This is a genomic window from Pseudoalteromonas sp. SW0106-04 (genome assembly GCF_001293805.1).
Lineage (GTDB): Bacteria > Pseudomonadota > Gammaproteobacteria > Enterobacterales > Alteromonadaceae > Pseudoalteromonas > Pseudoalteromonas ruthenica.
Window position 1 is genome coordinate 67,248 of record NZ_BCAI01000008.1, and the last position, 25,934, is coordinate 93,181.

A 25,934-nucleotide genomic window follows, 5' to 3' on the forward strand; every position below is an offset into this window, starting at 1 on the left:
GAATTAAAAAGCTTTACCGAATCACTATGACTATTTTAGAGCGCGCTAATCAGCTGCTAAGTGAAAACAAACTGAAGGAAGCCGAGTTTCATTTTAAATCGGCGCTTGAAGCCGACCCGAATCAAGGCGAAGCACTGTTTGGTTTGGGTCGCATTGCCATCCGCTTAGAGAAATACCCTCAGGCAGTCTATTTGCTACAAAAAGCCTGCCAAAGGCTCCCTAAAGTACTCGACCCTTTATTTGCGCTTGCCGATGCATTTGACGGCCTAGAGAAACGAAGTGATGCTTATGAAGTACTGCACTACTGCACCAAAATTGCTCCTCATAACGGCGAGTCCTTTTATCGCTTAGCCCTGCACCATCTTACCTATGGCTATATCAAAAAAGCTAAGCAGGCTCTGCTCAATGGCTTGGGCTGCCCAGATCACCCGGTCACCCCATACATATACTATGAGTTAAGCCAACTGAAAGGTAATAATGTTACTTCTAAACAGATTGCTCATATGCACACTCTGCTTAGCGCAAGCCGTAGCACGCAAGCCAAAGTGGTGCTGCATTACAGCTTGGCAAAAAGCTATCATAACAGTGGTGACAAAACTCAGGCCTTTGCTCACTATCGTTTAGCCAATGAAATGCAATATACCTTGTGTACGCCTTTGGGTGAGGGCTTCGAGCAGTACATCAACATGCTTATAGCGCAGTTTTCAACAACCTTTATTACTGAGCAACAAGACACCTTAAAAGCCAGCTTTATTCCGGTGTTTATTGTTGGCATGCCACGGACGGGTTCCACCCTGTTAGAGCAAATGTTGTGTCAGCACCCAAGCATAGCAAGCCTAGGTGAAAACGACGTTATTAGCGCCAAACTGATGGCTTATTTGAGCGCGGTCAATGAAGCTCCTTTCCCACAATGCATGGCCAATACAAACACCGATAACACCGATATTCGTAACCGGCTGCGACAGATGTACGTTGATGAACTCACCAAGCATCAACTCGCTCACCGTGTCGTGATCAATAAACTCCCCGCTAACTTTCAGGCTCTCGGAGCTATTCAAGCACTGATGCCAAATGCCGTGTTTATCGATTTGAGACGTAATTTCCAGCCCATGGCTTGGTCGGTATTTTGTCATTACTTTGGCGCCAATGAACCCTTTTTCTGCCATATGGACACCTTAGCTCGTTACTACGAAGGCTATGATAACTTGATGCAACACTGGCGAGACACATTGGGGGAAAACCTGATCACGATACATTACGAACAATTAGTGCAAGAACCTGAACAGTACCTACGTAAAATATTCAGTAAACTGGAGTTAAGTTACACACAACAATGCTTGCGCTATTTTGAATCACATCACGCGGTGACGACCTTGAGTCGCCATCAAGTGCGTGAACCCGTCTATAAAGATGCGAACAAAGCTTACAAAGACTATGAGCAAGCCTTTAGCGAATGCTTTAGCCGTAGCGTGAAAACCAGGCCAGTACATCCTGAAACTGATCCCGCTGCGCTTGGGGATGAGTAAGCATGTCAATATGGCCATAGTCATGGTGATGGCCATGACTGCGCCCGTACAACTTAAATTCTTGGATGCCACAACCTGACTCTTGCATAAACTTCTTTATATCTATGGGTTGTGCCAGCGCTTTATCCTTAACCCCTGCGATGTGCAACGTTGGCGGTAACGCCAAGCGTTTAATGGCATGGCCATAATCAAAACCATCGTCGCTATCAATCCAAGGCCTTACCTTTGCCCACTGCATACTTTGATAGTGTGATTTAACGGTTTCATCATCACTGCCCCACTTCAGTTTACGCGCAGGCAAATAGCCATATTTCTTCGCTTTTTTTGGTGCCAACCAATACCACACCAAATTACCTTTAAGGAATTTACTAGGGTGACGGTTATACAATGAGCGCTTGGATCCAAAGTACGCACAGGCGCTGACTTTCTTTATATACTCAGGAAAGCGAGCAAAGACACTGTTGAATAACACTCCGCCCCAAGAGTGAGCGACCCAAAAACGAGGGAATTCACCGGCATGCTTCGTTATTTTGCTTAAAAACGCTGGGATTTCATGACATATGGCCTCGGTTTGCCCATAACTGGCCCCAGGGCCTATTGATGGCTTACTTTCGCCACGACCACATAAGTCGGCGACATAACATCGATATCCATGTTTAGCTAAAAAAGGCGCTAATCCTTTATTCGAATGCGTATAAAAAATCTTGCCATTTTCAACAGCACCATGCATAAAAAAGATGGCTGGACCTGTGGCGTTATCTTGCGCAATATAACGCAAATGCAGGGTTTGCTGCTCACTGTAATCAATATATACCGACTGTTGAATAATATCGCTCATACTTGATATTGCTTATTCTTTTTTACTCATCGTACCAGCATCAAATGTTATCAACAAGTAACATAATTCAGTCACTATTTAGCCACAACAGCTATGCTCGCATGGTGAATAAGTCTGTAGTGTAAAGAAAAGTCATGAAACTAAAAATGAGCAATATGAGCGTATGTAACGCTCTTAGTCCATCACAAAGCACTACAGCAACAAGGTGATTTTCTCTATAATGGGGCTTTTAGCCGAATAGAGTTTGCCCTTGCATCCGAAGAACCGTCACGCCAACGGCTATGATTTCGACGCCTTGTGTCGAAGCTTACCTAGTTTAGAGAACCACATTATTACTCGGCGCGATGGCCAGCCAAGTATCGATTTCAGCGATCCGAACGCGTTAAAAACACTCAACCAAGCACTGCTTAAGCACCATTATCACATTGATATATGGGATTTACCCAGCGGCTTTTTATGCCCCCCGGTTCCCGGGCGAGCCGATTATGTGCACCACTTACACGACCTACTTGCCAACGACAGCGGCTTAGATGTCGCGCATCATAAAGTAAGGGTATTGGATGTGGGGACCGGCGCATCGCTCATTTACCCTATCTTAGGTCATAAACTATTTAACTGGCAGTTTGTTGCCAGTGATATCGACCCCCAGTCTGTCAAGCTCGCTAAGCAGTTAGCACAACTCAATCAATTACCTATCAAGGTACAACAACAAAAACGTCCAAGTAGTTATTTTAACGGCATAGTTAAAGCCCAAGATACCTTAGTCGCCACCCTGTGCAACCCACCTTTTCACGACAGCGAACAAAGCGCACAGGCCGGAAGCGAGCGCAAATGGCGTAATCTGAAAGGCCAAGCAAAAGGGGCGCACCTCAACTTTGGCGGTCGTGCCAATGAGCTATGGTGCCAAGGTGGCGAACTTGGCTTTGTGCGCGATATGATTTTAGAAAGCAGCCATTATGCCGAGCAGGTACTGTGGTTTAGCTCATTGATTTCAAAAAAAGACAACCTCAGGGCCCTCAAAAACACCTTGCGTAAGGCTGGGGCCATCAATATTGAGGTGGTGAATATGGCCCAAGGGCAAAAAGTCAGCCGCTTTCTTGCTTGGAGCTTTATGCCACAGAGTGAACGTCAAGCACGCTTAGAACAATTGCTTTGCTGAGTGGTACTCGGGTCATTGAGCGCTTGCTTATAATGTTTACGACACACGGAAACATAGCGCTCGTTACCACCAATTTGCACTTGGTCGCCACTGGCAACCACCGCTCCTTCGCTGTCATAGCGCAATACGTGGTTGGCTTTGCGGCCGCAGTGGCATACGGTTTTTAGCTCCACCAGCTTATCGGCCCAGGCTAATAAATATTGTGAACCGACAAAAAGTTCGCCAAGGAAGTCACTGCGTAGGCCATAGCATAAAACGGGTATGCGTAACTGATCGACAACCTCGGTCAGCTGCCACACTTGTTGCTTCGACAAAAACTGGCTTTCATCCACCAACACACAATTTACCGGCTGGATTTGGTGCTGCTGTTGGATAAGTGCAAACACATCAGACTCACCGTCAAAGACATAGGCATCGGCCTGCAAGCCAATTCGCGATGCAACCTTCCCAACACCTGATCGGTCGTCTATCGCGGCAGTCATAATCATAGGGCGCATACCGCGCTCACGATAGTTAAAAGCCGATTGCAATAACGTTGTGGACTTTCCAGCATTCATCGCCGAGTAGTAGAAATAGAGTTGAGCCATAGTGATTGTTATCCATTTTTTTCGCGCGCCAAGCTTACACTAAGGCTTTAGGAAAGTCATATCTCCTCTTAGAGAGCTTTAAACAACAAACACTAATCGCGAATTTGTAGATAGCGTCGGTAAATAGCCGTGGTATCCAAGCCTTTTAGCGCATCCCATATACGTTCCACTCGGTGAGGGTGTGCCTGGTAAAATTTTGGTGCGAAGATAAGATAGCCATAGTGCACATCGAAAGGCGGATAAAGTGGGCTCACCCCTTGGATATCGGCGGGCTCAACGTATAGGTTCTGATTACCGACTTGGCAAAAATCCATCACTGCGTGTACACGCCTGTTTGCCAATAGCCGGTAAGCGTCTTGCTGCAAAAAAAACAAAATGCACAAAAACTGGCTGATCGTTTAAGCGCTGAGCTACAGCGTAACCATGCGGCAAGGCAATCGCCACGCCTTGCTGTTGCAAATAGTGTCTTCTTGGCCAGAACTCATGAAATTCACGATTGCCAATAAAGCAACTACCCACTTTACTCAGTGCACGACCTGTATCAACGTCATTGTTAATCATAGGATAACGCAGCCGAGAGAGTCGTTGCTTTCGATAGCTGCCTATTAATGCTTGCGCTTCGCCCTTTTCGACCATATCTAAACAGCGCTTCCAAGGTCTGCGAATAAATGCAAAACGCACGTTCTCTAGGCGTGACTGTAATTGTTGGATCACTTCGATATTAGCACCGGGGTTGTGGGTAGGCACCTCTCGGGTTTGTCCCATGTAAAACGGCACCACCTCTTTGTCCTCATAACAGAGGGTTATTCGCAGATTGCTGTTAGCTGCCAATGCGACGCGGCAACAAACAACTGTTATAACCACCATAAAAAGGAGGAACCGGACCATTTAAGACCACTTAGCTGGATTAATTGTGTTTTAGTTTAGCCGTCGCAGTGGGCCTGTTCAAACGCTAGCAACCATTGTTTCTTGTCCACCCCACCGGCATAGCCAGTCAACGTGCCGTTACTGCCGATAACGCGATGGCAAGGCACGATAATACTGATAGGGTTTTTGCCATTCGCCGCGCCGACGGCACGCACTGCATTTGGGTTATCTAATAACTTGGCAATATCACCATAGCTGCACGTAGTCGCATAACTTATCGTCATCAATGCATTCCACACCTGATTTTGAAAATCAGTGCCGGCGACATCAATAGCCACATCAAATTTTTGCCGAGTACCATCAAAGTACTGCTGTAGCTGATAGAGTGCTTGATTTAGCAAGTCGTTGTTGCAACTAAGGCCATTTTGGGCACGGCCCATATCAAAACCGACATAGCACAGGCCATGATCGGTCGCTTGGATTAACAAGGCGCCTATCGGCGTCCCTAGCGTTGTTTGGTACATAGTCATAATTGTTGCCATAGCTGAAAGGTTAAATAAGAACGAAACGGTGCACAGGCCTCGGGATTTATGTTCGGCAGGTGTTGCAGCGCTTTTTTGACCCCCAAGTCCCCCCCTAAATAGATATCAGGGTCGCTCAGACCACGCATCTTCGCATAGTTTACAGTCCAAGGGCCGATACCTTTTATGGTTAACCAAGCGTCTATATCGTCAATACCATGGCTGCTCACATGCCGGGCTAAATCAATAATCGCCTGTTTACGCCTTGCTGGCATTTTAAAAAAGCTAAGCTCACTTTGCGCCACTTGGTGAGCCCTTGGAAAATAGCGCCCTTCATCACCGAGCGATGCCACCAAGGTTTTGCTTAACTGTCTTGCAGCACTCACGCTGACTTGTTGCCCTAACACCGCCCTGATGCCCGCTTCGAACGGCTCCCAAATGCCTGGCAGCCTGAGCCCTTGTTTAAGCGGCAGACACTCCCCGAAAGCACGATGCAGTTGCTGATTGATCACCTCGGTATCGGCATCCAAATCTAAAACACGGCGAATGTTCGCCACTACAGCCTGTAAATGAGACCAATCCGTGAGGGTAATATCAACCCAAAAGCCCTGTTTCGCCCGGTCAAAAACAGCATTAAACTGGCCTTTACAGGATGCATACTCAAAGGTGCGACCATAGCTGTTAGAATCAACCCACTCTACAGGGTCGACCGCCCGCTTTGCTAAAAACTGTTGCATGGCAGGCCAGTCATAAGGCGGGCGAAAACTTAAAAACAAATTAATATGCTGCTGCGCAGGCGACGTTCGACTACGAATATCACTCGGAGTGAGCTTTAGAAGCTGTTTAAATGCATCATTGAAGCGCCGAACACTGTTGAAGCCTGAAGCGAATGCAATGTCAGTAATTTTTAGCTGTGTTTGCTGCAATAGCTGTTTGGCAAACTGGCACTGAACAAACTGTGCGTATTGGCCAGGTGCGATACCATAATGTCGTTTGAATAATTGACTTATATAACTTTGCGACACCCCTAGGCGCGCCGCCAGCGCGGGTAACCCGCCCTCACGCCATTGCCCTTGATCAATTAACTTTTTGCCACGCAGTGCGGTTGTTTGCGCGCCCAGCCAAGGGTAACTGCCTGGGCTGGCATCGGGGCGACAGCGCAAACAGGGTCTAAAGCCGGCTAAGGCTGCCTGATGTGCATGCTGATAATACTGCACGTTATGCTCTTTTGCCGCAGGGGCTGGGCAAATAGGCCGACAATAAATGCCGGTACTACGCACTGCAACGTAAAAGAGCCCATCAAAGCGCTTGTCACGGCTCATCCGGGCTGTTTGGCAGATATCTGGGGGATACATGCTTTACACTCACTTTACTTTAAGTCTTGTGATCAGCTTATCGTAAAATGCGTGAATACCTAGCCAGATTTTACACTCAATATAAAATTAACTTAGCGCCCTGTCGCTTGATGAAAAAGCGCCTCCACCGCTGGCCAATCGATGACCTCATAAAAGGCTTCAATATATTCTGGTCGGCGGTTTTGGTACTGTAAGTAGTATGCATGCTCCCATACGTCCAAACCTAGAATAGGCGTTAATCCATCCATTAGTGGGCTATCTTGATTGGCACTGTTGACCACTTGAAGTCGATGGCTACTATCAACCACCAGCCATGCCCAACCACTTCCAAACTGCGTTAATGCCGCCTGCGTAAACTGCTTTTTAAATGCCTCCCAGCTCCCTAAGTCACTTTTGATAGCCTGAGCTAACGCACCTTGTGGCTGCGTGCCACCTGAGGGGCTCATCACTTGCCAAAACAAACTGTGATTGGCATGCCCACCGACGTGATCACGGATCGCAGGTCTCAGTGCCTCATCTATCTTAGCGATGTTATGCAACAACCAATGTGCCCCTTTGCCCTCATATTCGCTGTCTTTCAAAGCGTCATTGGCCTTATTGATGTAGGTTTGGTGATGTAAAGTATGATGAATTTCCATGGTACGGCCATCAATATGAGGCTCCAGGTCATCATAGCCGTAAGCTAATTCTGGAAGTTGAAATGCCATCGTCACTCCTTATTTAGTGAAAAGTGGGGTGTGTAACACTGTGCTGATTAAGCGCGTGTTGTAGTTGCTTATGAGTTTCAGGGTTGGGGCCATAGAGCTTGGCGAAGTGCATCAGTTGCGCATACGTTTTATCACTATGGATAGCACCGATGTGCATGACACTTGGGTCAGAGTGCTGACGCAACGCCAGCATATTGGCATGCACTTGAGTAAGAGTGTGTGCAGCGCCACTTAGGTTACCAAGGCGAATGTAAGTATCTGCGAGGTTGTGGGCAGCCACTACCATAGCAGGGCTACATTGCGCCAATGCTTGGCAACGCACGCCCTCATCTTTTAACGTTAAAAATTGCGCCATCAAGCGATAGCTAAGTTGGTAAGCAACAGTGTATTTATCTCTGGCGAGGTGCCACTGCTTAGCGTTGAATGCGTGATTACCGGCTTGAATATCGACTTGCCAAGGGGTGAGTGCGGATTGCACCCAAGGCAAGTCAGTTAATGGAGATTGGCTCATACTGATTTACATTCACGTCACTGTGGGTCATACCACTACCTTAAACACAGATAAACGTTAATGCAAATCATTTTTATTTATGGGTTTAATTTACTAACCTCATTGCGCAAACTGGTGCAGCTGCTCACCATCTAAGCGATAGATAATCCACTCACCTTGTGCTTGCGCGCCGATACTCTCATAAAAGTCAATCGCTGGCTTGTTCCAATCGAGCACCACCCACTCAAAACGGCCACAGTCTTTTTCAATCGCGCGACGGGCAAGAAATTGCATCAATGCCTTGCCTGCACCTCGACCTCGCTTATCTTCGCTAACATATAAGTCTTCAAGGTACAGGCCATTGCGGCCCAACCAAGTGGAATAATTGAACAAGTACACTGCAAAGCCGATTGCCTCAGCATCAGGCGCCTCACTGTCAAAGCAAATCACACTATGGGCGGTCGCTCCTTCACCGAACAATGTGCGCTCAATGTCCTGCTCAGTGGCAGTGACCGCGTCCGGCTCTTTCTCATAAATAGCGAGTTGATTGATAAAATGATAGATAAGCGGCACATCATTGATCACCGCATCGCGGATAAACACTTGACTCATAAAGGTTCCTTGGACTGTGAATACCCTTCCATCATACAAGCGCGAGCCCACCTTGCAAATTATACACGTGCTCAAAACCCAAGGCTTTTAAGTTACTGATAGCCTGCCCAGAGCGATTCCCTGTACGGCAGATCAATACATAGTGTTTACTTTTGTCCAGCTGTTGCGTCAACAACGCATTCGCGAGCCGACTAAGTGGGATATTAATGAGCTGTTCTGGCGCTAACGTAAATAGGCTGCGAATATCCGTTGCGCCGTGTTCATAGGGTTCACGTACATCAAGTACCACAGTACTATCGCTGTGCTCATGCAGTAACTGCTGCAACTGCTGTGCGCTCAGCTGTGCCCCACTTGCCTTGGCGGGCGCTAGGCTAAAGCCACATAAGGCGCCGCATTGCTCGCCTTGGCGTTGATCTAACTGATTTTTACGCAAAGCAAACTGCTCATGATCAATATCCCCTAGCAATAAGGCTGCCAACAGCTCACTGGCTTGGCACTGTGCCTGCCAGGTCATGGCAAAGCACTGTTCGTAGTCGTGCGCTGGGCAAATAACCGTGTTTTGTTCAAGTAATTGACTGAGCAATTTCAGCGACTGCGCCATTTGCTCGCAACTGGCATCGTCAAATTGAGTACTGCCCAGCCCACCCCAAACAAGCAAATCGCCACAGAAACAGGCTTCAATATGCTCGTTTTGAGAAAGTAAATAACTGACACTGTCACTGCTGTGCCCTGGCGTGGTCACACGGCTTAATTGGTGTGAGCCAAGAGCAATAGTATCACCATGAGACCACCCAAGCTCGCCACTTGCATCGACTTCTAGGCGCTGAGCCAACAGCGAGCGTGCGGAGTCTTTATCTTGATGTCGGTGAGTTTCTAGTACGGCTTTGACCCGCAATTGCTGCTGCTTAACTAACCGAGTCAGGCGAGGCACCAATTCAACAATGGGGTCGATGATTACTGCGTCATTATTGTCAGCGACAAATAGCCAACAACAACTGCCTTGATGGCGCAATTGTGTAAGCCCCAGTGCACAGACCTCTTGCTCTGGCTGATGAGCATCAGAGACGACGAGACAATGATTAGTAAGCACTGGTTTTAACGCACAAATGCGCTCACAGGCCAAAGCGATATCTGCAGCGCTGGCAGCTGGACCAAAAGACATACGAATGGCGTTTTCGCTTTGCCAGTCGCTAACACCCATGGCATCAAGTACGAAACTGCGCGATGCCCCAGAGCTACAGGCTGAACCACCACTAACGCGGATCCCCGCAGCATCGAACAAATCCATCACCTCTTTAGAGGTCAGGCTATTAACGCAAAAGTTCAGTGTCGTCGGCACCGTTGATGCTAAAGGCGCATTAAAGGTGATATCACCAAAGGTTTGCTCTAAGGCACTAATAAGTTGGTCGCGGTATTGATGCAAGGTGCACAAAGGTTTGAACACCGCTTGCTTGGAATCTAGCAGTAGTTCAAATAGTTCATACAAACCGGCGATACCGGGTAGGTTCTCTGTTCCTGAGCGCATACCACTTTCTTGACCCCCTCCGGCGATGAATGGGGTATAGGGGCTATTTTCGCGAATATACAAAAAGCCTATTCCCTTAGGTGCGTAGAGTTTATGCCCAGAAAAAGGGGCATAATCAATTGTGGTATCACTTAAGGCCAACGATTGTTTACCAAGAGCTTGAACGCAGTCGACCATCCAAGACACGTGCGGATTATGCGCTCGGATCACTTTCTCGAGTGCACCTAAGTCTTGATATACGCCGGTTTCATTATTCACCGCCATAGTACATATCATTAATGCTTGGCCCACGTGCTCTGCAATAAATTGGCTATCTAGCAAGCCATCTTTGTCCACCGGAATCGCCAAGACTTTTGCCCCAAGCCCTAATACTTCGTTCCAGTGTTTCAGGGTATTTGGCACGGCCTTGTGCTCAGTCGCCCCATACAACAATACACTGTGCTCGGTGGCTTTATGACGGTTTGCCAGCAGCGTGGATACCACTGCCGTTTGAATTCCCTCGGTCGCACCTGAGGTGAAAAGAATATCGCCACTTTGCGCACCTATCACCTGGCGTGCCTTATTGCGCGTTTGCTCCAATAAATATTTCGCTTGTACACCGGTTATATGAGAGCTTGAAGGGTTTCCAAAACACACTTGCATGGTATGTGACACCACATCGGCAATACACGGCAGCACCGGGGTGGTGGCATTGGCATCAAGATAAACCAGATCTTGGCTAGGCTGGGTGAAGAAACGCTGCGACATAAGACACTATATTACTATTAGCTATAACTTATAACCATTGTACACATAAGCACTCAACGCAGTAAGACTAATTTGTTCGAATAAACCGAGGTTTTATGAGTTTATCGTATAACTCGTGCGGCAACAGGGGGAGCTTGTTAAGAGTAAAAATAGATTGCTGCATAGAAGCAGCAATCTATCGATGTTTTTAATCGTTGTTCATTTCCTCGACTAACGCTTTGGGCATGCTTTGATGGGGTTCATCAGCACTGCTAGACCACGCATTAATAAGCGCACGTACCAGTGACGCCAGTGGGATTGCGAAAAAGACCCCCCAAAAGCCCCATAGGCCACCAAAAAACAGCACCGCAACGATAATAAAGACCGGATTCAAGTCCACTGCTTCTGAAAAAAGTAAGGGCACCAGCACGTTGCCATCAAGTGCTTGAATAATGCCGTAAGCCACGAGCACTGACCAAAACTCGCTACCGAGTCCAAACTGAAACAACGCGACAGCAGCCACTGGAATAGTCACCAACGCCGCACCAATAAAGGGAATAAGGACTGAAAAGCCCACTAACACACCCAGCAGCGCCGCGTACCGTAGGTCGAAAATGGTAAACACCACAAACGACACACCACCAACAATCACAATCTCAAACACTTTACCTCGGATATAGTTCATAATTTGCTGGTTCATTTCTATCCACACCTGATGGATTAAACGGCGTTGTTTGGGCAGCAGCGAACTCATGCTTTGGACCAGCTGCGCCTTATCCTTGAGCATGAAAAATATCAGTAGTGGCACTAGTATCAAATAAATCAGCCATGCGGCCACATCTTTAAGTGAGGTTAAAGAAAATGACACCAAGGTTTGCCCAAGCTCCACCGCTTTTGACTCTACACTGCTGACCACCGAACGGACCTGTTCGGGCGAAATGAGAGTTGGGTAGTCTATGGGCAAGTGCAACAAATAATGTTTTCCTTGCTCAAGCATGGTTGGCGCCTCTTGTACTAGATTACTGGTTTGTTGCCACAGCACGGGCCCAATCCCAAATAAGCTGCCAATAACTAACGAGCAAAATAAGGCCATCACCACCACGGTGGCCAAGAGTCGTGATAGACCCAAGCGCTGCAAGCGAGCCACTGGCCAGTCTAAAAGGTATGCCACCACCACTGCGACTAACGCAGGCATCAACAAGTTACCGAAGAAGTAGAGAATGGCAAACGCTGCAACGAGCAGCAGCAGTAAGGTGACAGAGTGAGGGTCAGAGAACTTTCTTTGATACCACGAACGCACGTATTCGAACACGAATTTAAATCTCCACTATGAGGCGGTAAAACGATGGTTGCCGCTGCAACGCATAGCTCAGCCCTTGGTTTTTCAAGTACCGTTCTATATCGGTAAATTCTTGAGTGTTGGTATTCAACAATAATAATAAACGACGATGGTCACCCTGAGCACGCTTTAGCGCGAGCTTAAATTGCACAAACTGCTGCGGACACCGTAACGACCGTAAATCAACTTCCACCATTATATTCACATTACCTTGCTTGGCGCTTAACACTTGTTATCGATGCTAATATGTCGCTGAGATTAAGCGTAAAAAGAAATAGTTAGTCGATGATACCGATTCCTTAATCATACCGTAAAAAAGCTTAAAAGGTTTACGACATTCGTTTATGCTTAATACTATAAGGCGAAAATGAAGGAAGCGTGTCATGGCGACGTCGCATAACAAAGCTAGGCTGCCTGCCAATCCGACCTTAAAGGAAATCAATTGGTATAAAAAACAGCTTAACTGGGGTGAACTGCCGCCTTTTTACCATATGGTGTCACAAAGTCTCAGTGAATCTGAAAACCTGCTAGAGCACGGGTTTGATACAGCTATCAAGCGCTTACTCGATAAACGAAATTGGAACCTGAAGACACTCGGTGGGCAGGAAGATCATAATGGCATTATCCACTGCGATAACAAGCCGCGTATCGGTTTACATCAAAGCTTTACCGAGCGAGGCTTTGAGCTCAGTGCTTATGCTTATGCTGGCGACGAAAAAATTCGTCATTACGTGCGTGATAATGCCAAAATGGAATTCGATGTATGGGATCCGGCGACCATGGAGCATGTGATCCGCATCGGCCAGTTGCACAAATTCATCGCGTTCTTCTTTGATAATGGTGATGAAGCCGATAAAGCTCTGATCATTCATGCCCATAAAGTCGTGCATGACACGGTTGAATTGTTACGTCGCGAATTGAACGTTCAAGCCTACAACGGAGTCTCAATAAAAGAGTTCTACAAAATGTGCGAAAAGCACCACAACACTGGCGGTAGTGAGTTCGCACTGGCTAGGTTGATGGAGCCAGATGATTATAACCACAAGGAATAATATGCCTTTTAAACGTATCTTGTTGTCCTGTGCTTTATTGAGCACAACGTTTATGCCAGTAAAGGCACAAAATACCTTTGAGTTGCCAGATTTAGGCACCTCGGCTTTGCAGGTACTGCCCATTGAAAAAGAGCGGGCTATTGGCGATGTGATGATGATGCAAATTCGCGGTTCATCGCCGGTCATCGACGATCCCGTGCTTGATGAGTACCTCACTACGCTTGGCAATAAGCTTGTCTCCCACGCCGACGATGTGCGTTTTCCATTTTCTTTTTTCTGGATAAATAACAAAGATATTAACGCATTTGCTTTCTACGGCGGTCACGTTGGCGTCCATACCGGGCTAATCGCTCAAGCAGATAACGAGAGTCAATTGGCGTCTGTACTGGGGCATGAAATTGCGCACGTGACTCAGCGTCACCTGGCAAGGCGTTTACAACAGCAAAAAGATAACTCTGGGGTCACTATTGCCGGGCTGATTGCCGGTATACTAGCGACCGTTGTTGCCCCCGATGCCGGCATGGCCATTATTTCTGGAACCCAAACACAAAGCGCACTGAGCCAGCTTAGCCACAGCCGAGGGGCTGAACAAGAGGCCGATCGAATCGGCATGCGCACCTTATACGAAGCTGGATTTGACCCTCATGCTTCTGGCGAGTTTTTAACAAAACTGGCCGCGCAAATTCGTTACCGCCAAAAACCGCCGGTATTTATTCTTACCCACCCATTACCACAAAGCCGGATCAGTGATGTCCGCTTGCGTGCACAACAATATGAAAAGCGTCAATATGGCCAAAGCTTAGAGTTCTACCTTGCGAAAAGCCGTATTCTGGCCCGCTACGGTTATGACTCACAACAAGCACAAGAGCAGTTTAATAAACTACTGCGGGAGAACGCCTATGGTGACAAGTCAGCATTGCATTACGGACTGGCGCTGACCTTAATCGACCAGAAAAAGTTCGACCAAGCATGGCAATACCTCGCCCCCTTGTTGGAACGCGCCCCGAGTAATCTTTTTTATTTGGATACGCTAACCGATTACTATGTTGGCAAGGGCGAACCAGACAAAGCCCTTGAGCATTTGCGCCCGTTTCATCAATTGCGGCCAAACAACCAAGTTATAACCTTAAACTACGCCCACGCTGCAATTGAAGCCGAGGACTATGCGCTGGCCACTGAACTGCTGCGTAGTTTTACCTTGGAAAAACCAGACCACTTTTTGGCTAAGCAGCTGCTTACCACTACCTATCGACGCCAAGATGACAAAGCAGCCTACCATGAGGCCAATGCTGATTTAATGGCTCAAGTGGGGGCGTATATGAAAGCCGCTGATGAAGTTCAAAAAGCCCTAAATCATATTGAACCAAATGAAGCGATTAAACATAAGCGGCTGAAGGCATTGTTAGCACAATACCGGCAAATGCAAAAAGAGCTCGCTCGTTTATAACGCATATGCCACCTCGGTGGCGCAAATTGAAGCAACAAGGTGTGCGCCTCTATCAACGGGCGCACGTATCTTTTACACTATAGATATAAATTTATCGGCCCGCCTGCACTGCCAAGGCCAATATGGTTGTGGCCAGCTCACAGCAATCAAGGGCAAAACATCCGCAAGAGGAAGCTATGTCTATCGTTATTTATCACAATCCACGTTGTTCTAAATCACGCCAAACTTTGGCCCTAATCGAAGAAAAAGGCGTAGAGCCAGAAGTCATCAAGTATTTAGACGATACCCCCAGCGTAGAGCAACTAAACACACTAGTACAACAATTAGGCTTTAGCTCTGCCCGCGAATTAATGCGTACCAAAGAAGACACGTACAAAGAGCTTGATTTTAAAAACCAGCATGACGAACAGGCGCTGTTAAATGCCATGCATCACAATCCAAAGCTTATCGAACGTCCTATTGTTGTAAATGGCAATAAAGCCGTTCTTGGACGTCCTCCTGAAAATGTCTTGGAGCTGCTGTAAATGGCACCTATTTTAGTGCTGTACCATTCTCGAGGTGGCAGTGTTCGCGCATTGGCCGAGGAACTTGCCGACAGCATTGAAGCACAAGGCGTTGATACGCTGATACGCTGCGTCAGTGAGGATGGAGCGCACCCTCAAGTAGACTTAGTCGAACTGAGCCAATGTTCTGCGTTGGCTTTTGGCACGCCGACTCGCTTTGGCATGATGGCCTCGCAAGCAAAAGCGATGTGGGAGCAAACCAGCGAGATGTGGCTTAAAGGCGAACTCATTGATAAGCCAGCCTGTGTGTTTACTTCTTCAAGTAGCATGCATGGAGGCAATGAGGCGACTTTGCTTAACTTGGCCACGCCGCTACTGCACCATGGCATGTTACTGGTGGGGGTGCCTTATGACGTCCCGGCATTGAGTAGCACCACCTCAGGGGGCGCGCCTTACGGCGCAAGCCATGTATCTGGGGCGCACAATAACGCTCAATTGAGCAACGATGAAAAACAGATATGCCAAGCTCTGGGCAAGCGCTTAGCAACATTAACGAGAAAGCTTAATGACTGATATTGCAAAAAAACCGATCACTAAACGCTACCAACTTTTGGCGTTGACCGGCTACATTGGCCTGCTAATTCTAATGCCGCTGTGGATGTTTGTCTTGGTACCACGCACTGACTATTCACTGGCATTTACGTTTGGTTTGTATATTCTGCCATTGTTACTGCCATTGAAAGGCATTATTCAGGACAAACCTTACACCTATGCTTGGGCCAACTTTGTGGTCATGATTTATTTTATTCATGGTTTTACCTTGTTGTGGGTCAGCCCCGACGAGCGCCTTTGGGTCATTCTTGAGTTAATACTCTCAAGCATGATGTTTGTAGGTTGTACTTACTATGCCCGCCATCGCGGTCAAGAATTGGGACTAAAAGTAGGTAAGCTTAAAGATGATCTAGCCCAGGAGAAGGCGGCACAAGAATATCATCGCCAAAACCACCACAAAGATAGTTAGTAAGCTCGCAAACAGGCCAGAGCACTGCGCTTTGGCATGTTTGCATAAGAACGACCTAAAAGTGCCTCTACCCCGCCAGCTGACTTAAAAACGCCAACGCAACGACCGATAACAGACCTAATTGGGCCACCAAGGATAATACCGAGCCTATGCGAATAACCCCTAAACCAAAGGGGTGTTTTAGCTGTGGATACAACGCACAGCGCTTTAAGCTGATAGCAAAAAATATCGCCACCATGGAAAACATCGTCAACGCGATGGTGAGCTCGCTTTTATGCTCAATGCTCTCATCAAAAAAGAAAAACAGCTGCAACGGTAGCAACATCACCACTAAAGCATGCAATACATGCACCTTGGCAACACGCATGTACTGCCCCTGTGGTGAGAGCTCTTTAATTCCAAATTCACGCTCCATTAGGCGCACCAGCTCTTTGCGGTTGCGCTCTACGGCGTAACGATAACAACTGAGCCCAGCGTTATTTTTAGCGTGAAAGTTAGCCCCAGCGCGCAACAACAACTTCAAACAGGCGCTGTTATCGGCTGCTACAGCATAGTGCAAAGCAGTATTGCCATGCTCATCTTTGGCATCCATCGAGGCATCGCCGAGGATAGCTTCAAGCACCGCCACAAAGCCTTTCTCAGCGGCCAGCATCAATGCGCTTTGTCCTTGCTCGTTATATTCGCTGCCTTTCGCACCTTGCTCAACAAAGCGCATAGCCAAGCTTTGTTTAGCATGCTCACTTTGTAAGTGTGCCAATAGCGCTTGCTCGAGCAGATGCTGCAAATTATCGTCGGTCGATAGGTGCTGCAGTAAGGTGAAGAAGTCTTTACCTTGCACCAATTCGGCTTTGGCGGCATCGAGCACGGTGTCTTTATCCGCTGCACACTGTGGTAAAAACGCAGAGAACTTGGCTCGAAAGTCTACTTCCTGCCAGACCAGCATAATATCCGCACTGGAGAGCAGCGCGCCGCGAGCCAGCAACTGCTCCAACAGCGAAAAATAGCGCTGTTCAAATAACAATTGCGCCAATGACATCGGCGACTCTAGCGCTAACTGGGCATTTACATCGGCATATTGGCTCAAACGTTCAAGCAAAAACTCGCTTATTTGCTCGTTGGTGTATTCATTATTTAGAAAATACTCTCGCGCGGCGTTAATATATTGATGGGCCTGCTCATCAAAGTCACTGATATGCTGGAAAGTACACTCGTCAAAAGGGTCTCTTGGCGCCAACCATACCAGGTAATAAATAGGCGGTAACACCGTGGTGCTGACATTATCTTCGATTTTAGTACTACACGCCGGCCACGCCTCAAGGGCGTCTAAAATAAATGCGCCGTTTTGCTCAATAAGCCCCTTGAGTAATAACGGATAGTGTTCAGGCCAAATTAGTACCTTTTCCATTGCTTGGGAAAACTCCACTAAATGTTTGTTAATGTTGCATGGCAACGGTGGTGTCAGTTATAAAGGGCACAGCCTTACCCTTCACTTAATACATGAGCGAACAGTGCAATGCAAACTTGGCAAGTTATTCTAATTATCGTCGCCGTTTTTGGCTTCGTCGGGAGCAACATAGCGCTGCTCAAATACTCCGCCAAACTGGATATGAAACGCCTAAATCAAGACCCTGTTGAGAAAGCGAGACAGCGCCTGAAAGAAAAGCAACGCAGTGCCCAAGATGAGCACCGCGACAAAGACTAAGCCACTAGCCAGTTTGCCATTAGCGTGATCACCGGTAAGGTGATCAGCGTTCGCAATATAAAAATAATAAATAGCTCAACTATATTCACCGGTATTTTACTACCCAATAGTAAGGCCCCCACCTCTGACATGTAAATCAGCTGCGTGACACTCATGGCGGCTATGATAAAACGCGTCACTTCACTGTCAATATTCGAAGCCGCTAGAATCGACGGTATAAACATATCTGCAAAGCCAACAACGATGGTTTCCGATGCTTTGACGGCCTCGGGGATCCCCAATAACTCGAGGTAAGGAATAAAAGGCTTACCTAGCCACGTAAAAACTGGGGTATATTCAGAAATGATCAAAGCAAACGTACCCACCGCCATCACCACAGGCAACACGGCAAAAGCCATGTCTAATGCGTTGTGCACACCTTCTTGTACCGTGCCCTTAACCCCTTTGGCATGGCGCGCCTTGTGCAAGGCCATATCCAAAGACTGACGCCAAAGGTTTTTCTGCGCCGAGTGCGACTCATCATCTTGATTTTGAGTACTGCCGTCCACGTAGGTGTTCTTTTTCAAGCTCAGTGGTGGAATACGTGGGAGAATGAGCGCGCATACCACACCAGCGACACATACCGTCAGGTAAAACGGTGCAAATAAGTGCTCTAATCGTACCTGCCCAATCACCACAAAACAGAAGGTAATCGACACTGCTGAGAACGTAGTGCCGATAATGGCTGCCTCACGCTGGGTGTAATGCTTGTCCTCGTATTGGCGCGCAGTCATCAAAATACCGACACTGCCATCCCCTAACCAAGATGCCGCACAGTTTACCGCGCTGCGCCCCGGCACGCCAAAGAGCGGCTGCATAATTTTCGTAAACAGCGTGCCTACCAATTCTAATAACCCAAAATTAAGTAGCAACGGCAACAAAAAACCGGCCAAGATAAACACCGTAAGCAATAGCGGTAGCAGCTCATTCATAACAAATGCGCCGGTGTTCTCGGAATGAATCGCCACTGGACCTAATTCAAAATAGGTCATCACAATAAACACCATGCCCAGAAGGCGTACCACCAGCCACACGGGCGTGACAACAAACAGATGCCGGATTAATGTGTTATCAAACAACGACCGAGGTTGCACGGTACTCATAAGTAAAGAGAGCAACCCGGTTCCACAGATAATTATTAGCAATAAGGTACTGGCTATTGGCGCTAACCACACACGCAGCATATCAGCCAAGATTGCCACAGTGATTTTTATCTCCCCATCCCAAGGAATAGGCACCATAAACAAAAATACCCCTATCAAGGAGGGGATAATGAAGGTCAGCAAAGTGCTGGCCATTGAACGGGGTTGGCTTGTTGTCATAATCGTTACTTGTTCATTGTTATTATTAGCCCATTTACGGGGCTCTATACATGAAAAAAGGAAAAGAGCACGACACTCTTTTCCTTCATGGCCTGCTTATCAGGCGTTATATTTGAATGCCTCGGGTTCGCAGCGCTTGCACCAACGCTTGTTGCAAGTCGTTCATGGTGCCGGGTTGCAACACTTCACCCTCTTTATCCATCCAGGTAATGCTGGTACCACCCTCGCGCGTAGTACTCATCAAAATTTGATATTGCCCATCTTCAAGCGGTAGCTGCATGGCTTCCTCGCCCCAGATAGAGTCCCAAACGCTGGCTTCTGGCTTGGTGTAATCTGCAATGATTCGCCCTGAGTCTACGTCCACCTCGACAATGGTGAATTGCAACCGCTCCAAGAAACCTGCAAAGCGTTCAAACACAACATTGTAAGCTTGCTCTGTGACCAGTGCCGCATTGCCTTTGTTGTCAAAACCCATATCCAGAGAAATGATCCCTTGGCGCTGGCGCAGCTCTACTTTTAATTGGCGATAGCGATAATCAAACTCCGAAATGACCGCGTTGAGCGCACGGGTTTCAAGACGCTGCTGTAATAGTGGCGTCAAAGGCACATCGTCTGAGCGATAGTCCACCATTTCTGCGCGCAAAGCAGCAGTGCGCTGATGGTCTTTCTCTTCGATGATGAACTTGTAACGCTGCTCAGCGACTATCTCGTCATCCCATAACCAGCCTTCTTCAACTCGCACGATTGAAAACCAATCGGTTTCCACGGTACCGATTAACTTATCAGCACTCACTGCTTGCGTGTTGTAGTCAGATAAAACGCCTTCAATTGCGTGCCAAATAAATTCATCAAGATCTTCGATGCCTTCGTTTTTATCAAAATATACACGGGCCAACTTCTCGTTTTCATCCAGCCAACTGCCCTCAGCAAGCGGCATTATTTGCATCGGCGGCTTTGTTGCTTTGGCTTGTTCGCTATTATCGTAACGGGCAACATCCATCTTATAGGTCGGGTCTTGGCGCGGTGCATCAAGCCCTTCAGGGGCCACCACCGGTTCATTGGTACGGTAATTCCGGGGATGATGTGCTTCGCTGGTAAAAATACCGCATCCGCTTAAACTGACTAAGGCACTTAACATCAATGCTTTAGGGATCCAATACTGCACGTTGTCTATCTCCTATGCTCACCTTTTTTTATTCTACGGACTTTGAGTCGGTGAGACGTAATTGGTTCAGTGTCAGGTTAAAACTTGGTGCACTTACAACTGATCCATTGACCATTGCAAGCGGTATTAAGCAGAGTATCGACACTCGCCACCGCTCATCTAAATCAGCGGTATGGCAAAAATTTTCACTATGGTACTTTTACATTGCTGTAAAAACAAGAAAGACGCCGTGCAAATGCGAATAAACTCGGTCACGGCTAAAAGTTGCGCGTAACACCGCTGGTTGTGCTAAACTGCGCGGCCATCTAAAGGTTTTCGTTTTCTCTTAGCAAGGGTCGAACAACATGGCTGAATTAGCCAAACAACAACTAGTGATCACCGCCATAGGTGAAGATCAACCCGGTGTAGTCAGCGCACTAACGCAATTAGTCAGTGACTGTAACTGTAATATCACCGATAGCCGAATCGCTATTTTAGGCAATGAGCTTACTTTCATTATGTTGCTGTGCGGCGACATGGCGGCCATCAGTCGCGTAGAGCATACCCTGCCAGCCACAGGCATGGAGCTGGGCTTATTAACAATGATGAAGCGCACTTCAAGTCATAATGCAGAGCAATATGGTGGCGGCTATAACCTCGAATATCACGGCGTTGACACCCCCGGTACGCTGAGCCAAGTAACAGGCTACTTTGCCGAGTACGGTATTAGCATCTGTTCATTAAAATCAGACACCTTCGATAAAGAAGAACAGGCATACATGCGCTGCGAGCTTGAATTTAACGTACCGCAAGAATTAGATATAGACGCGTTTAAAGTATCATTTGAGGCGTTATCGCAACGCCTTGAAATTGATTACATTTTCAGACGAATAAGATAAGGAATCACTATGAATACCTTACAAGCAGGCGATAAAGCCCCTCTTTTCAACCTTCAAGACCAAGACGGCAACCCTGTCAGCTTAGAAGCACTCCTAAAAGAGCATCAGGTGTTAGTTTATTTTTACCCTAAAGCGCTTACTCCTGGGTGTACTGTGCAAGCCGAACAATTGCGCGATCACAAAGCGGCTCTTAGCGAGCACAATACGGTTGCTGTAGGGATCAGCCCTGATCCGGTCAAAAAGCTGAAAAACTTTGAAACTAAAAAAGAGCTAAACTTCCAGTTGCTCAGCGATGAAGACCACAAAGTTGCCGAGGATTTCGGGGTGTGGGGCTTGAAAAAGTTTATGGGCAAAGAATACGACGGCATCCATCGTATCAGCTTCCTTATTGGCCAAGATGGCAATATCAAACACGTATTCAACAAGTTTAAAACTAAAGAACACCACCAAGTGGTGCTCGATTATTTGCAAGAGCATAATGCATAACGCAAAAAAGCCCACGGTATGTGGGCTTTTTGATAACCTCAGTATGCTGCAGCGCTATGCTCGTGAGCGAAGTTAATTAATACCAATATATTTATGGACTTGTACTGATAAACGCCAGTTTTTCTGAATGCAGGTATCAATTGCCAGCTTGGTAGCTTTCGCTTTTTGGCTAATGGGCTGTAGGTACACAAGCTTAGGTGTCACACCTGTTTGCGCAAATAGGGCCTCAAGCTCATCCACGTGTTTTTGCATCGCTACTGGGTGCTTAATTTCATCGGCGCGTTGCATGGCGCTGGCCAGCACATCGTACCCACCACGCATATTAATTTTCGGCGACACTGTCACCCAAGTTTGCGCCGGAGCCTTTATGGCAAAGGTACCGCTAGTTTCTATTTGCGTGGAATACCCATGTTCATGCAATAGCTCACACAGCGGGTTTAAATCAAATAAGCAAGGTTCGCCGCCGGTGATCACCACATGTTTGGCAAGATAACCGCGCTGTTGAAATAACACCAGTACGTCTTCGGCGCTGGCATGAGCCCAATGTTGAGAATCTGCTTTTTTCTCCACTGTTTGTTCAAGGCTTACAACGTAGCTATCACTTGCATCCCATGTCTGTTTGGTATCACACCACGCGCACCCTACAGGACACCCTTGCAAACGCACAAAAATAGACGGTGTACCAGTGTAACTGGCTTCCCCTTGGATGGTTTCAAAAATCTCATTAATTTGGTACAAAAAACTTACCTACTGCTCATACTTTACATTAGCGTGTGACATTTACAGCCCCCGTATTCGGGAATAATTGTGATCCACTCTCAAACCCTGTAGTATACCGCGCCCGAATGCAAACCTCTATGATAAAAGGCTAGAAGGCACCATGGCAGAAAAAGTTGTAGTTATTTATTCCGGCGGCATGGACTCATTCACTGTGCTTAATAAGGCACGCATGCAGGGGCACGAAGTGTATGCGCTCTCCTTTAACTATGGTCAGCGCCATGTTAAAGAGCTTGAGGTTGCAAAAGCAGTCTGTGAGCGCCTTGGGGTGGATCATAAAATCGTTGATATTTCTGCCATAAATCAATTGATTGGTGGCTCGTCTTTGACCGACGACATCGATGTTCCCGAAGGCCATTATGAAGAAGAAAGCATGAAAAGCACGATAGTGCCGAACCGCAATATGATTTTGTTGTCGCTCGCTGTCGGTTATGCTGTCTCACTTAAGGCCAATAAAGTCTATTACGGCGCTCACTCGGGCGACCATGCCATTTATCCAGATTGTCGTCCTGAATTTGTGAAGAAAATGGATGACGTATGCCGTATTGCTAATTATGACGAAGTCGAAATTGTCTGCCCCTACTTAGATAGCAGTAAGATTGATATTCTCCGTGACGGCTTGGCCATGGACTTGGACTACAGTCAAACATGGACCTGCTACAACGGCCGTGAACAAGCCTGTGGCAAATGCGGTGCTTGCCAGGAGCGCTTAGAAGCGTTTGCGGAAAATAACGCAACGGATCCTCTCCCCTACGAGTCTTAACCCTGCTTGTTGACCACTGATGATTGTAAAATTGTCAGTGGTCATACTGAATTTTCCCGTTATACTGAACAGTAGATCAAATTAATAGGGAATTATTTCATGTACATAGCGCTGATGTTGGTGGTAGCCGCCCTTGTTATTGTCGCCACGGTAATGGTGGTGGATGTTCGTAATAAACAAAAAGCGCTGAACGCACGTGCTGGCCGCGAAAATGAGCAGCTCACAACCATGAGCAAGGAGCTTTCCCAACTCAAAGAACGTGTACAAATATTAGAAAAAGTTGTGACAGATAAGGGATTTAGCGTCGAACAAGAAATAAATAACCTATAATGCACCCAGTTGTGTGCTATTTGTGGCTGCCGCTACCATGAGCGTCAAGCGTTTATACCTTTATATCTTTGCGAGCCTAGCGTATTTTTGCGTGGCTGGCTTTGGTATTCACCTACTCACTTCGGCATATTATGAAAAACAAAAAGCAGAGAGTGAGCAACACCTGCGCGAGCAAACGGCACTTGTCCGCAACAAAATAGAAACCACCATTTTCAAAGATGTATTCGCCGCTGAAAGCTTGGCGACCGTGGTCGCCCTAAACCCTGAGCTGGCCATTGCTAATTGGCATACCATCGCCGCTAAGACCCTAGAACAATCGCAATTGGTGCGCAATTTAGGGCTTGCTCCCAATGACACCATCAGCCACGTATTCCCATTAGAAGGAAATCAACGCGCCATTGGTTTTAACTTCAAATCCAGTCCTGAGCAATACGCCACCGTGGTTAAAGCGCGACGAAGTAAAAAGGTGGTCATTGCAGGCCCTTTAGAGCTAGTGCAAGGCGGCCAAGCGATCATCGCACGATTCCCTCTTTTTGATGACTACCCCGTCAACGCCCATTATTGGGGCACTCTCAGTGTGGTTATGGATTTAGCCACACTGTATAAACAGGTCGGTATCAAAGATACTGAGCACTTGCATATCGCTTTGCGTGGGGTGAATGCATCGGGTGCCGAGGGCGAGGTATTTTATGGCGATGCGAGCATCTTCAGTAATCCTGACAGCACCGCCAGCATCCAACTTCCTAATGGCCGCTGGCAACTTGCGGCCCGCTATAGCATTCTCAGCAACCACGATGATAATGCCCAACTACTGGGCGCCATCAGTATCGCTGCTGTCATTATACTGTATTTTTCTGTCGCGATACTGGTGCGGGCATACCACCTCACTAAAACAATGTCTTTGCAGGATGAGTTAACCAAGCTGGCAAATCGGCGATATATCATGCAACGCCTTAATACTTTGGTCAATGACCCACAGCAAGAAAAGAAGTTTGCCATCATCAGTATTGATTTAAATGAGTTTAAACAAGTAAACGATAACTTTGGTCATGCGGTGGGGGATGCGCTGCTAGTTCATGTTGCCCGAGAACTAGAAACTGCACTACGCGACGCCGATGTGGTTGCCCGCCTTGGCGGTGACGAGTTTTTAGTGCTTTTATATCGTATAAATGATCCGGATACGGTCGCACAAATTGTCGAAAAAGTGCGCCGCCATATAGAAAGTACTCCCCTCGCCCATGGCGATTTATTTATCTACCCTTCACTAAGCTGCGGTTACAGTTGCCATACCGAACAAACACTGGATATTGAAGCTCTGCTAAACGAAGCAGATCAACGTATGTACAGCGACAAAGCGCAGCAAAAATAATCAGTGGTTGATGAGCTCAGCCAAAGCGGCATCCATTTTCACTATAAAATCATATTTAAAAGGGTAGTTACCGCGTTCGTCCCGCGCATAGCCGATATGGGCTGAGCGTGTCATTAACACATGCTGCACAGTCAAATTCTGCGCCTTTATAGCAAGTTCAGGGTGTCGCTGCACTATGAGTTCTAATTCATACTCGCTTGAACGGCGGTCATTCACGTAGCACTCAATTCGTTGCTTTAGTAGCTTAAACAAATTTGAGCGGGTATTGGCATTGCGCCATACTCGCACATCGCCGCGCTGCTGGGCTGCACGCACTGCATGGTCGAAAATTAAGTACCCAGCGTTGACACCAATATTAACCGCTGGGCCCGTTTTGCCAGCTAATGCTGACGGTAAATCAGTATCGTTGTGGCACAGTGCGACCACTGTTTCTTGCTCAAGTGGCAGCGAATACATATCGATAAAGGGACGCTTTTCAAGATGTTTATAGGGCGGTAATATCGCAAACGCAGCGCCTTGCTCAAGTTGCTGCAGCGCCCGTTTCCAAGGCATTGGCTTTAATACAACCTCATAGCCAGTAAGGGATTTAGCAGCGCTTTGCACCAATACAACGTAATCGCCTTGCAAAGTGCCTTGGCGAACATAAGTGTAAGGCGGATAGCTTTGATCAACCAGTATTTCAACGCGTTGCGGCTGCGCAAAAACCGGCGCCACGCAGCACATAACAGCGCAGCCGAGAAGTGAAAAACACGCTTTTAAAATCAACGTGTGCCAACCGCTTTTGCAGGAATAATATCCTTAGTTTATAGTCTCCAACGAACTAATATG

Annotated in this window: 30 protein-coding genes; 13 read left to right on the plus strand and 17 right to left on the minus strand. The window is 47.2% G+C overall.

Annotated elements, in window-relative coordinates:
* The first annotated feature begins 26 nt into the window (after window positions 1-26).
* On the plus strand, window positions 27-1,526 hold the full coding sequence (locus W04_RS10535; protein ID WP_053910798.1) for a sulfotransferase: 1,500 nt from the start codon (window positions 27-29) through the stop codon (window positions 1,524-1,526).
* Here the strand turns inward: W04_RS10535 and W04_RS10540 are convergent.
* Window positions 1,459-2,364 (minus strand): alpha/beta fold hydrolase, encoded by a 906-nt coding sequence (locus tag W04_RS10540; protein WP_053910799.1) that lies wholly within the window; start codon window positions 2,362-2,364, stop codon window positions 1,459-1,461. The two genes, W04_RS10535 and W04_RS10540, sit on opposite strands and share 68 nt — an antisense overlap.
* A gap of 250 nt (window positions 2,365-2,614) precedes the next feature.
* Here W04_RS10540 and rlmF point away from each other — a divergent pair, with 250 nt between their 5' ends.
* Complete coding sequence (gene rlmF, locus W04_RS10545; RefSeq protein ID WP_053910800.1) at window positions 2,615-3,523, plus strand: 23S rRNA (adenine(1618)-N(6))-methyltransferase RlmF; 909 nt, start codon at window positions 2,615-2,617, stop codon at window positions 3,521-3,523.
* On the opposite strand, the gene W04_RS10550 is transcribed toward rlmF, so the two are convergent.
* The 11 genes from W04_RS10550 to W04_RS10600 all read right to left on the minus strand — a co-directional run bounded on the left by W04_RS10550 (window position 3,493) and on the right by W04_RS10600 (window position 12,448).
* Window positions 3,493-4,110: a thymidine kinase gene (locus W04_RS10550; RefSeq protein WP_053910801.1), complete on the minus strand. Its 618-nt coding sequence runs from the start codon at window positions 4,108-4,110 to the stop codon at window positions 3,493-3,495. The genes rlmF and W04_RS10550 overlap by 31 nt on opposite strands.
* A gap of 92 nt (window positions 4,111-4,202) precedes the next feature.
* Window positions 4,203-4,424 (minus strand): hypothetical protein, encoded by a 222-nt coding sequence (locus W04_RS10555; protein WP_053910802.1) that lies wholly within the window; start codon window positions 4,422-4,424, stop codon window positions 4,203-4,205.
* The gene (locus tag W04_RS10560) at window positions 4,402-4,890 is read right to left on the minus strand and encodes a hypothetical protein (protein ID WP_157576404.1); all 489 of its coding nucleotides are present in this window, start codon (window positions 4,888-4,890) and stop codon (window positions 4,402-4,404) included. The genes W04_RS10555 and W04_RS10560 overlap by 23 nt, the downstream gene beginning before the upstream one ends.
* A gap of 143 nt (window positions 4,891-5,033) precedes the next feature.
* Window positions 5,034-5,501, minus strand: a complete 468-nt coding sequence (locus W04_RS10565) for a methylated-DNA--[protein]-cysteine S-methyltransferase (RefSeq protein WP_053910879.1) — start codon at window positions 5,499-5,501, stop codon at window positions 5,034-5,036.
* A 2-nt stretch (window positions 5,502-5,503) separates the two neighbouring features.
* The gene (locus W04_RS10570; protein WP_053910804.1) at window positions 5,504-6,853 is read right to left on the minus strand and encodes a DNA-3-methyladenine glycosylase 2 family protein; all 1,350 of its coding nucleotides are present in this window, start codon (window positions 6,851-6,853) and stop codon (window positions 5,504-5,506) included.
* Window positions 6,854-6,945: 92 nt separating this feature from the next.
* Window positions 6,946-7,560, minus strand: coding sequence for a superoxide dismutase (locus tag W04_RS10575; RefSeq protein WP_053910805.1), 615 nt, complete (start codon window positions 7,558-7,560; stop codon window positions 6,946-6,948).
* A gap of 13 nt (window positions 7,561-7,573) precedes the next feature.
* Window positions 7,574-8,071, minus strand: coding sequence for a hypothetical protein (locus tag W04_RS10580; RefSeq protein ID WP_040643068.1), 498 nt, complete (start codon window positions 8,069-8,071; stop codon window positions 7,574-7,576).
* A 99-nt stretch (window positions 8,072-8,170) separates the two neighbouring features.
* Entirely contained in the window at window positions 8,171-8,662 is a 492-nt protein-coding gene (locus W04_RS10585) for a GNAT family N-acetyltransferase (RefSeq protein ID WP_053910806.1), read from the minus strand.
* Between the two features lie 31 nt (window positions 8,663-8,693).
* Complete coding sequence (locus W04_RS10590; protein WP_053910807.1) at window positions 8,694-10,934, minus strand: aminotransferase class V-fold PLP-dependent enzyme; 2,241 nt, start codon at window positions 10,932-10,934, stop codon at window positions 8,694-8,696.
* A gap of 187 nt (window positions 10,935-11,121) precedes the next feature.
* Window positions 11,122-12,225: an AI-2E family transporter gene (locus W04_RS10595; RefSeq protein WP_022944479.1), complete on the minus strand. Its 1,104-nt coding sequence runs from the start codon at window positions 12,223-12,225 to the stop codon at window positions 11,122-11,124.
* Window positions 12,226-12,229: 4 nt separating this feature from the next.
* A complete protein-coding gene (locus W04_RS10600; RefSeq protein WP_053910880.1) occupies window positions 12,230-12,448 on the minus strand; it encodes a sulfurtransferase TusA family protein in 219 nt (72 codons plus the stop codon).
* A 187-nt stretch (window positions 12,449-12,635) separates the two neighbouring features.
* Here W04_RS10600 and W04_RS10605 point away from each other — a divergent pair, with 187 nt between their 5' ends.
* From W04_RS10605 to W04_RS10625, 5 genes are all read left to right on the plus strand, one after another.
* On the plus strand, window positions 12,636-13,304 hold the full coding sequence (locus W04_RS10605) for a hypothetical protein (RefSeq protein WP_053910808.1): 669 nt from the start codon (window positions 12,636-12,638) through the stop codon (window positions 13,302-13,304).
* Window position 13,305: 1 nt separating this feature from the next.
* The gene (locus W04_RS10610) at window positions 13,306-14,751 is read left to right on the plus strand and encodes a M48 family metalloprotease (protein WP_045978996.1); all 1,446 of its coding nucleotides are present in this window, start codon (window positions 13,306-13,308) and stop codon (window positions 14,749-14,751) included.
* Window positions 14,752-14,927: 176 nt separating this feature from the next.
* Window positions 14,928-15,275, plus strand: a complete 348-nt coding sequence (gene arsC, locus W04_RS10615) for an arsenate reductase (glutaredoxin) (protein WP_053910881.1) — start codon at window positions 14,928-14,930, stop codon at window positions 15,273-15,275.
* Complete coding sequence (wrbA, locus tag W04_RS10620; protein WP_053910809.1) at window positions 15,276-15,827, plus strand: NAD(P)H:quinone oxidoreductase; 552 nt, start codon at window positions 15,276-15,278, stop codon at window positions 15,825-15,827. It abuts the gene before it with no gap.
* Window positions 15,820-16,275, plus strand: coding sequence for a DUF2069 domain-containing protein (locus W04_RS10625; protein WP_045978995.1), 456 nt, complete (start codon window positions 15,820-15,822; stop codon window positions 16,273-16,275). The genes wrbA and W04_RS10625 overlap by 8 nt, the downstream gene beginning before the upstream one ends.
* 67 nt (window positions 16,276-16,342) lie before the next feature.
* Here W04_RS10625 and W04_RS10630 read toward each other — a convergent pair whose 3' ends face one another.
* Window positions 16,343-17,680 (minus strand): ankyrin repeat domain-containing protein, encoded by a 1,338-nt coding sequence (locus W04_RS10630; protein ID WP_053910810.1) that lies wholly within the window; start codon window positions 17,678-17,680, stop codon window positions 16,343-16,345.
* A 108-nt stretch (window positions 17,681-17,788) separates the two neighbouring features.
* On the opposite strand from W04_RS10630, the gene W04_RS10635 reads away from it, so the two are divergent.
* Complete coding sequence (locus W04_RS10635; RefSeq protein ID WP_053910811.1) at window positions 17,789-17,977, plus strand: DUF2897 family protein; 189 nt, start codon at window positions 17,789-17,791, stop codon at window positions 17,975-17,977.
* Here the strand turns inward: W04_RS10635 and W04_RS10640 are convergent.
* Both W04_RS10640 and bamC read right to left on the minus strand, forming a co-directional pair.
* Window positions 17,974-19,338, minus strand: coding sequence for a YjiH family protein (locus W04_RS10640; RefSeq protein ID WP_053910812.1), 1,365 nt, complete (start codon window positions 19,336-19,338; stop codon window positions 17,974-17,976). The genes W04_RS10635 and W04_RS10640 overlap by 4 nt on opposite strands.
* Window positions 19,339-19,444: 106 nt before the next feature.
* Window positions 19,445-20,503 carry an outer membrane protein assembly factor BamC gene (gene bamC / locus W04_RS10645; protein ID WP_053910813.1) on the minus strand — a complete coding sequence of 353 codons (1,059 nt, stop codon included), beginning with the start codon at window positions 20,501-20,503 and terminating at the stop codon, window positions 19,445-19,447.
* 344 nt (window positions 20,504-20,847) lie between these two features.
* Here bamC and W04_RS10650 point away from each other — a divergent pair, with 344 nt between their 5' ends.
* Window positions 20,848-21,381 (plus strand): glycine cleavage system protein R, encoded by a 534-nt coding sequence (locus W04_RS10650; protein WP_045978992.1) that lies wholly within the window; start codon window positions 20,848-20,850, stop codon window positions 21,379-21,381.
* Window positions 21,382-21,390: 9 nt separating this feature from the next.
* Window positions 21,391-21,867 carry a thioredoxin-dependent thiol peroxidase gene (gene bcp, locus W04_RS10655; protein ID WP_022944490.1) on the plus strand — a complete coding sequence of 159 codons (477 nt, stop codon included), beginning with the start codon at window positions 21,391-21,393 and terminating at the stop codon, window positions 21,865-21,867.
* Window positions 21,868-21,939: 72 nt separating this feature from the next.
* Here bcp and queE read toward each other — a convergent pair whose 3' ends face one another.
* Window positions 21,940-22,605 (minus strand): 7-carboxy-7-deazaguanine synthase QueE, encoded by a 666-nt coding sequence (queE, locus tag W04_RS10660; RefSeq protein WP_053910814.1) that lies wholly within the window; start codon window positions 22,603-22,605, stop codon window positions 21,940-21,942.
* Between the two features lie 94 nt (window positions 22,606-22,699).
* On the opposite strand from queE, the gene queC reads away from it, so the two are divergent.
* From queC to W04_RS10675, 3 genes are all read left to right on the plus strand, one after another.
* On the plus strand, window positions 22,700-23,407 hold the full coding sequence (queC, locus tag W04_RS10665) for a 7-cyano-7-deazaguanine synthase QueC (RefSeq protein WP_268743718.1): 708 nt from the start codon (window positions 22,700-22,702) through the stop codon (window positions 23,405-23,407).
* A gap of 99 nt (window positions 23,408-23,506) precedes the next feature.
* Complete coding sequence (locus tag W04_RS10670) at window positions 23,507-23,737, plus strand: hypothetical protein (protein ID WP_022944493.1); 231 nt, start codon at window positions 23,507-23,509, stop codon at window positions 23,735-23,737.
* A 37-nt stretch (window positions 23,738-23,774) separates the two neighbouring features.
* Window positions 23,775-25,106: a diguanylate cyclase domain-containing protein gene (locus tag W04_RS10675; protein ID WP_053910882.1), complete on the plus strand. Its 1,332-nt coding sequence runs from the start codon at window positions 23,775-23,777 to the stop codon at window positions 25,104-25,106.
* On the opposite strand, the gene W04_RS10680 is transcribed toward W04_RS10675, so the two are convergent.
* A complete protein-coding gene (locus tag W04_RS10680) occupies window positions 25,107-25,820 on the minus strand; it encodes an ABC transporter substrate-binding protein (protein WP_197275958.1) in 714 nt (237 codons plus the stop codon).
* Window positions 25,821-25,934 lie beyond the last annotated feature (114 nt).

What these genes read in the sequence shown, in the direction of transcription:
- W04_RS10535 (WP_053910798.1), top strand. Translation starts at nt 27, where the DNA reads ATGACTATTTTAGAGCGCGCTAATCAGCTGCTAAGTGAAAACAAACTG.
- W04_RS10540 (WP_053910799.1), bottom strand. Translation starts at nt 2,364, where the DNA reads ATGAGCGATATTATTCAACAGTCGGTATATATTGATTACAGTGAGCAG.
- W04_RS10550 (WP_053910801.1), bottom strand. Translation starts at nt 4,110, where the DNA reads ATGGCTCAACTCTATTTCTACTACTCGGCGATGAATGCTGGAAAGTCC.
- W04_RS10555 (WP_053910802.1), bottom strand. Translation starts at nt 4,424, where the DNA reads ATGGATTTTTGCCAAGTCGGTAATCAGAACCTATACGTTGAGCCCGCC.
- W04_RS10565 (WP_053910879.1), bottom strand. Translation starts at nt 5,501, where the DNA reads ATGTACCAAACAACGCTAGGGACGCCGATAGGCGCCTTGTTAATCCAA.
- W04_RS10570 (WP_053910804.1), bottom strand. Translation starts at nt 6,853, where the DNA reads ATGTATCCCCCAGATATCTGCCAAACAGCCCGGATGAGCCGTGACAAG.
- W04_RS10575 (WP_053910805.1), bottom strand. Translation starts at nt 7,560, where the DNA reads ATGGCATTTCAACTTCCAGAATTAGCTTACGGCTATGATGACCTGGAG.
- W04_RS10580 (WP_040643068.1), bottom strand. Translation starts at nt 8,071, where the DNA reads ATGAGCCAATCTCCATTAACTGACTTGCCTTGGGTGCAATCCGCACTC.
- W04_RS10585 (WP_053910806.1), bottom strand. Translation starts at nt 8,662, where the DNA reads ATGAGTCAAGTGTTTATCCGCGATGCGGTGATCAATGATGTGCCGCTT.
- W04_RS10590 (WP_053910807.1), bottom strand. Translation starts at nt 10,934, where the DNA reads ATGTCGCAGCGTTTCTTCACCCAGCCTAGCCAAGATCTGGTTTATCTT.
- W04_RS10600 (WP_053910880.1), bottom strand. Translation starts at nt 12,448, where the DNA reads ATGGTGGAAGTTGATTTACGGTCGTTACGGTGTCCGCAGCAGTTTGTG.
- W04_RS10605 (WP_053910808.1), top strand. Translation starts at nt 12,636, where the DNA reads ATGGCGACGTCGCATAACAAAGCTAGGCTGCCTGCCAATCCGACCTTA.
- W04_RS10610 (WP_045978996.1), top strand. Translation starts at nt 13,306, where the DNA reads ATGCCTTTTAAACGTATCTTGTTGTCCTGTGCTTTATTGAGCACAACG.
- arsC (WP_053910881.1), top strand. Translation starts at nt 14,928, where the DNA reads ATGTCTATCGTTATTTATCACAATCCACGTTGTTCTAAATCACGCCAA.
- wrbA (WP_053910809.1), top strand. Translation starts at nt 15,276, where the DNA reads ATGGCACCTATTTTAGTGCTGTACCATTCTCGAGGTGGCAGTGTTCGC.
- W04_RS10625 (WP_045978995.1), top strand. Translation starts at nt 15,820, where the DNA reads ATGACTGATATTGCAAAAAAACCGATCACTAAACGCTACCAACTTTTG.
- W04_RS10630 (WP_053910810.1), bottom strand. Translation starts at nt 17,680, where the DNA reads ATGGAAAAGGTACTAATTTGGCCTGAACACTATCCGTTATTACTCAAG.
- W04_RS10635 (WP_053910811.1), top strand. Translation starts at nt 17,789, where the DNA reads ATGCAAACTTGGCAAGTTATTCTAATTATCGTCGCCGTTTTTGGCTTC.
- W04_RS10640 (WP_053910812.1), bottom strand. Translation starts at nt 19,338, where the DNA reads ATGACAACAAGCCAACCCCGTTCAATGGCCAGCACTTTGCTGACCTTC.
- W04_RS10650 (WP_045978992.1), top strand. Translation starts at nt 20,848, where the DNA reads ATGGCTGAATTAGCCAAACAACAACTAGTGATCACCGCCATAGGTGAA.
- bcp (WP_022944490.1), top strand. Translation starts at nt 21,391, where the DNA reads ATGAATACCTTACAAGCAGGCGATAAAGCCCCTCTTTTCAACCTTCAA.
- W04_RS10670 (WP_022944493.1), top strand. Translation starts at nt 23,507, where the DNA reads ATGTACATAGCGCTGATGTTGGTGGTAGCCGCCCTTGTTATTGTCGCC.
- W04_RS10675 (WP_053910882.1), top strand. Translation starts at nt 23,775, where the DNA reads ATGAGCGTCAAGCGTTTATACCTTTATATCTTTGCGAGCCTAGCGTAT.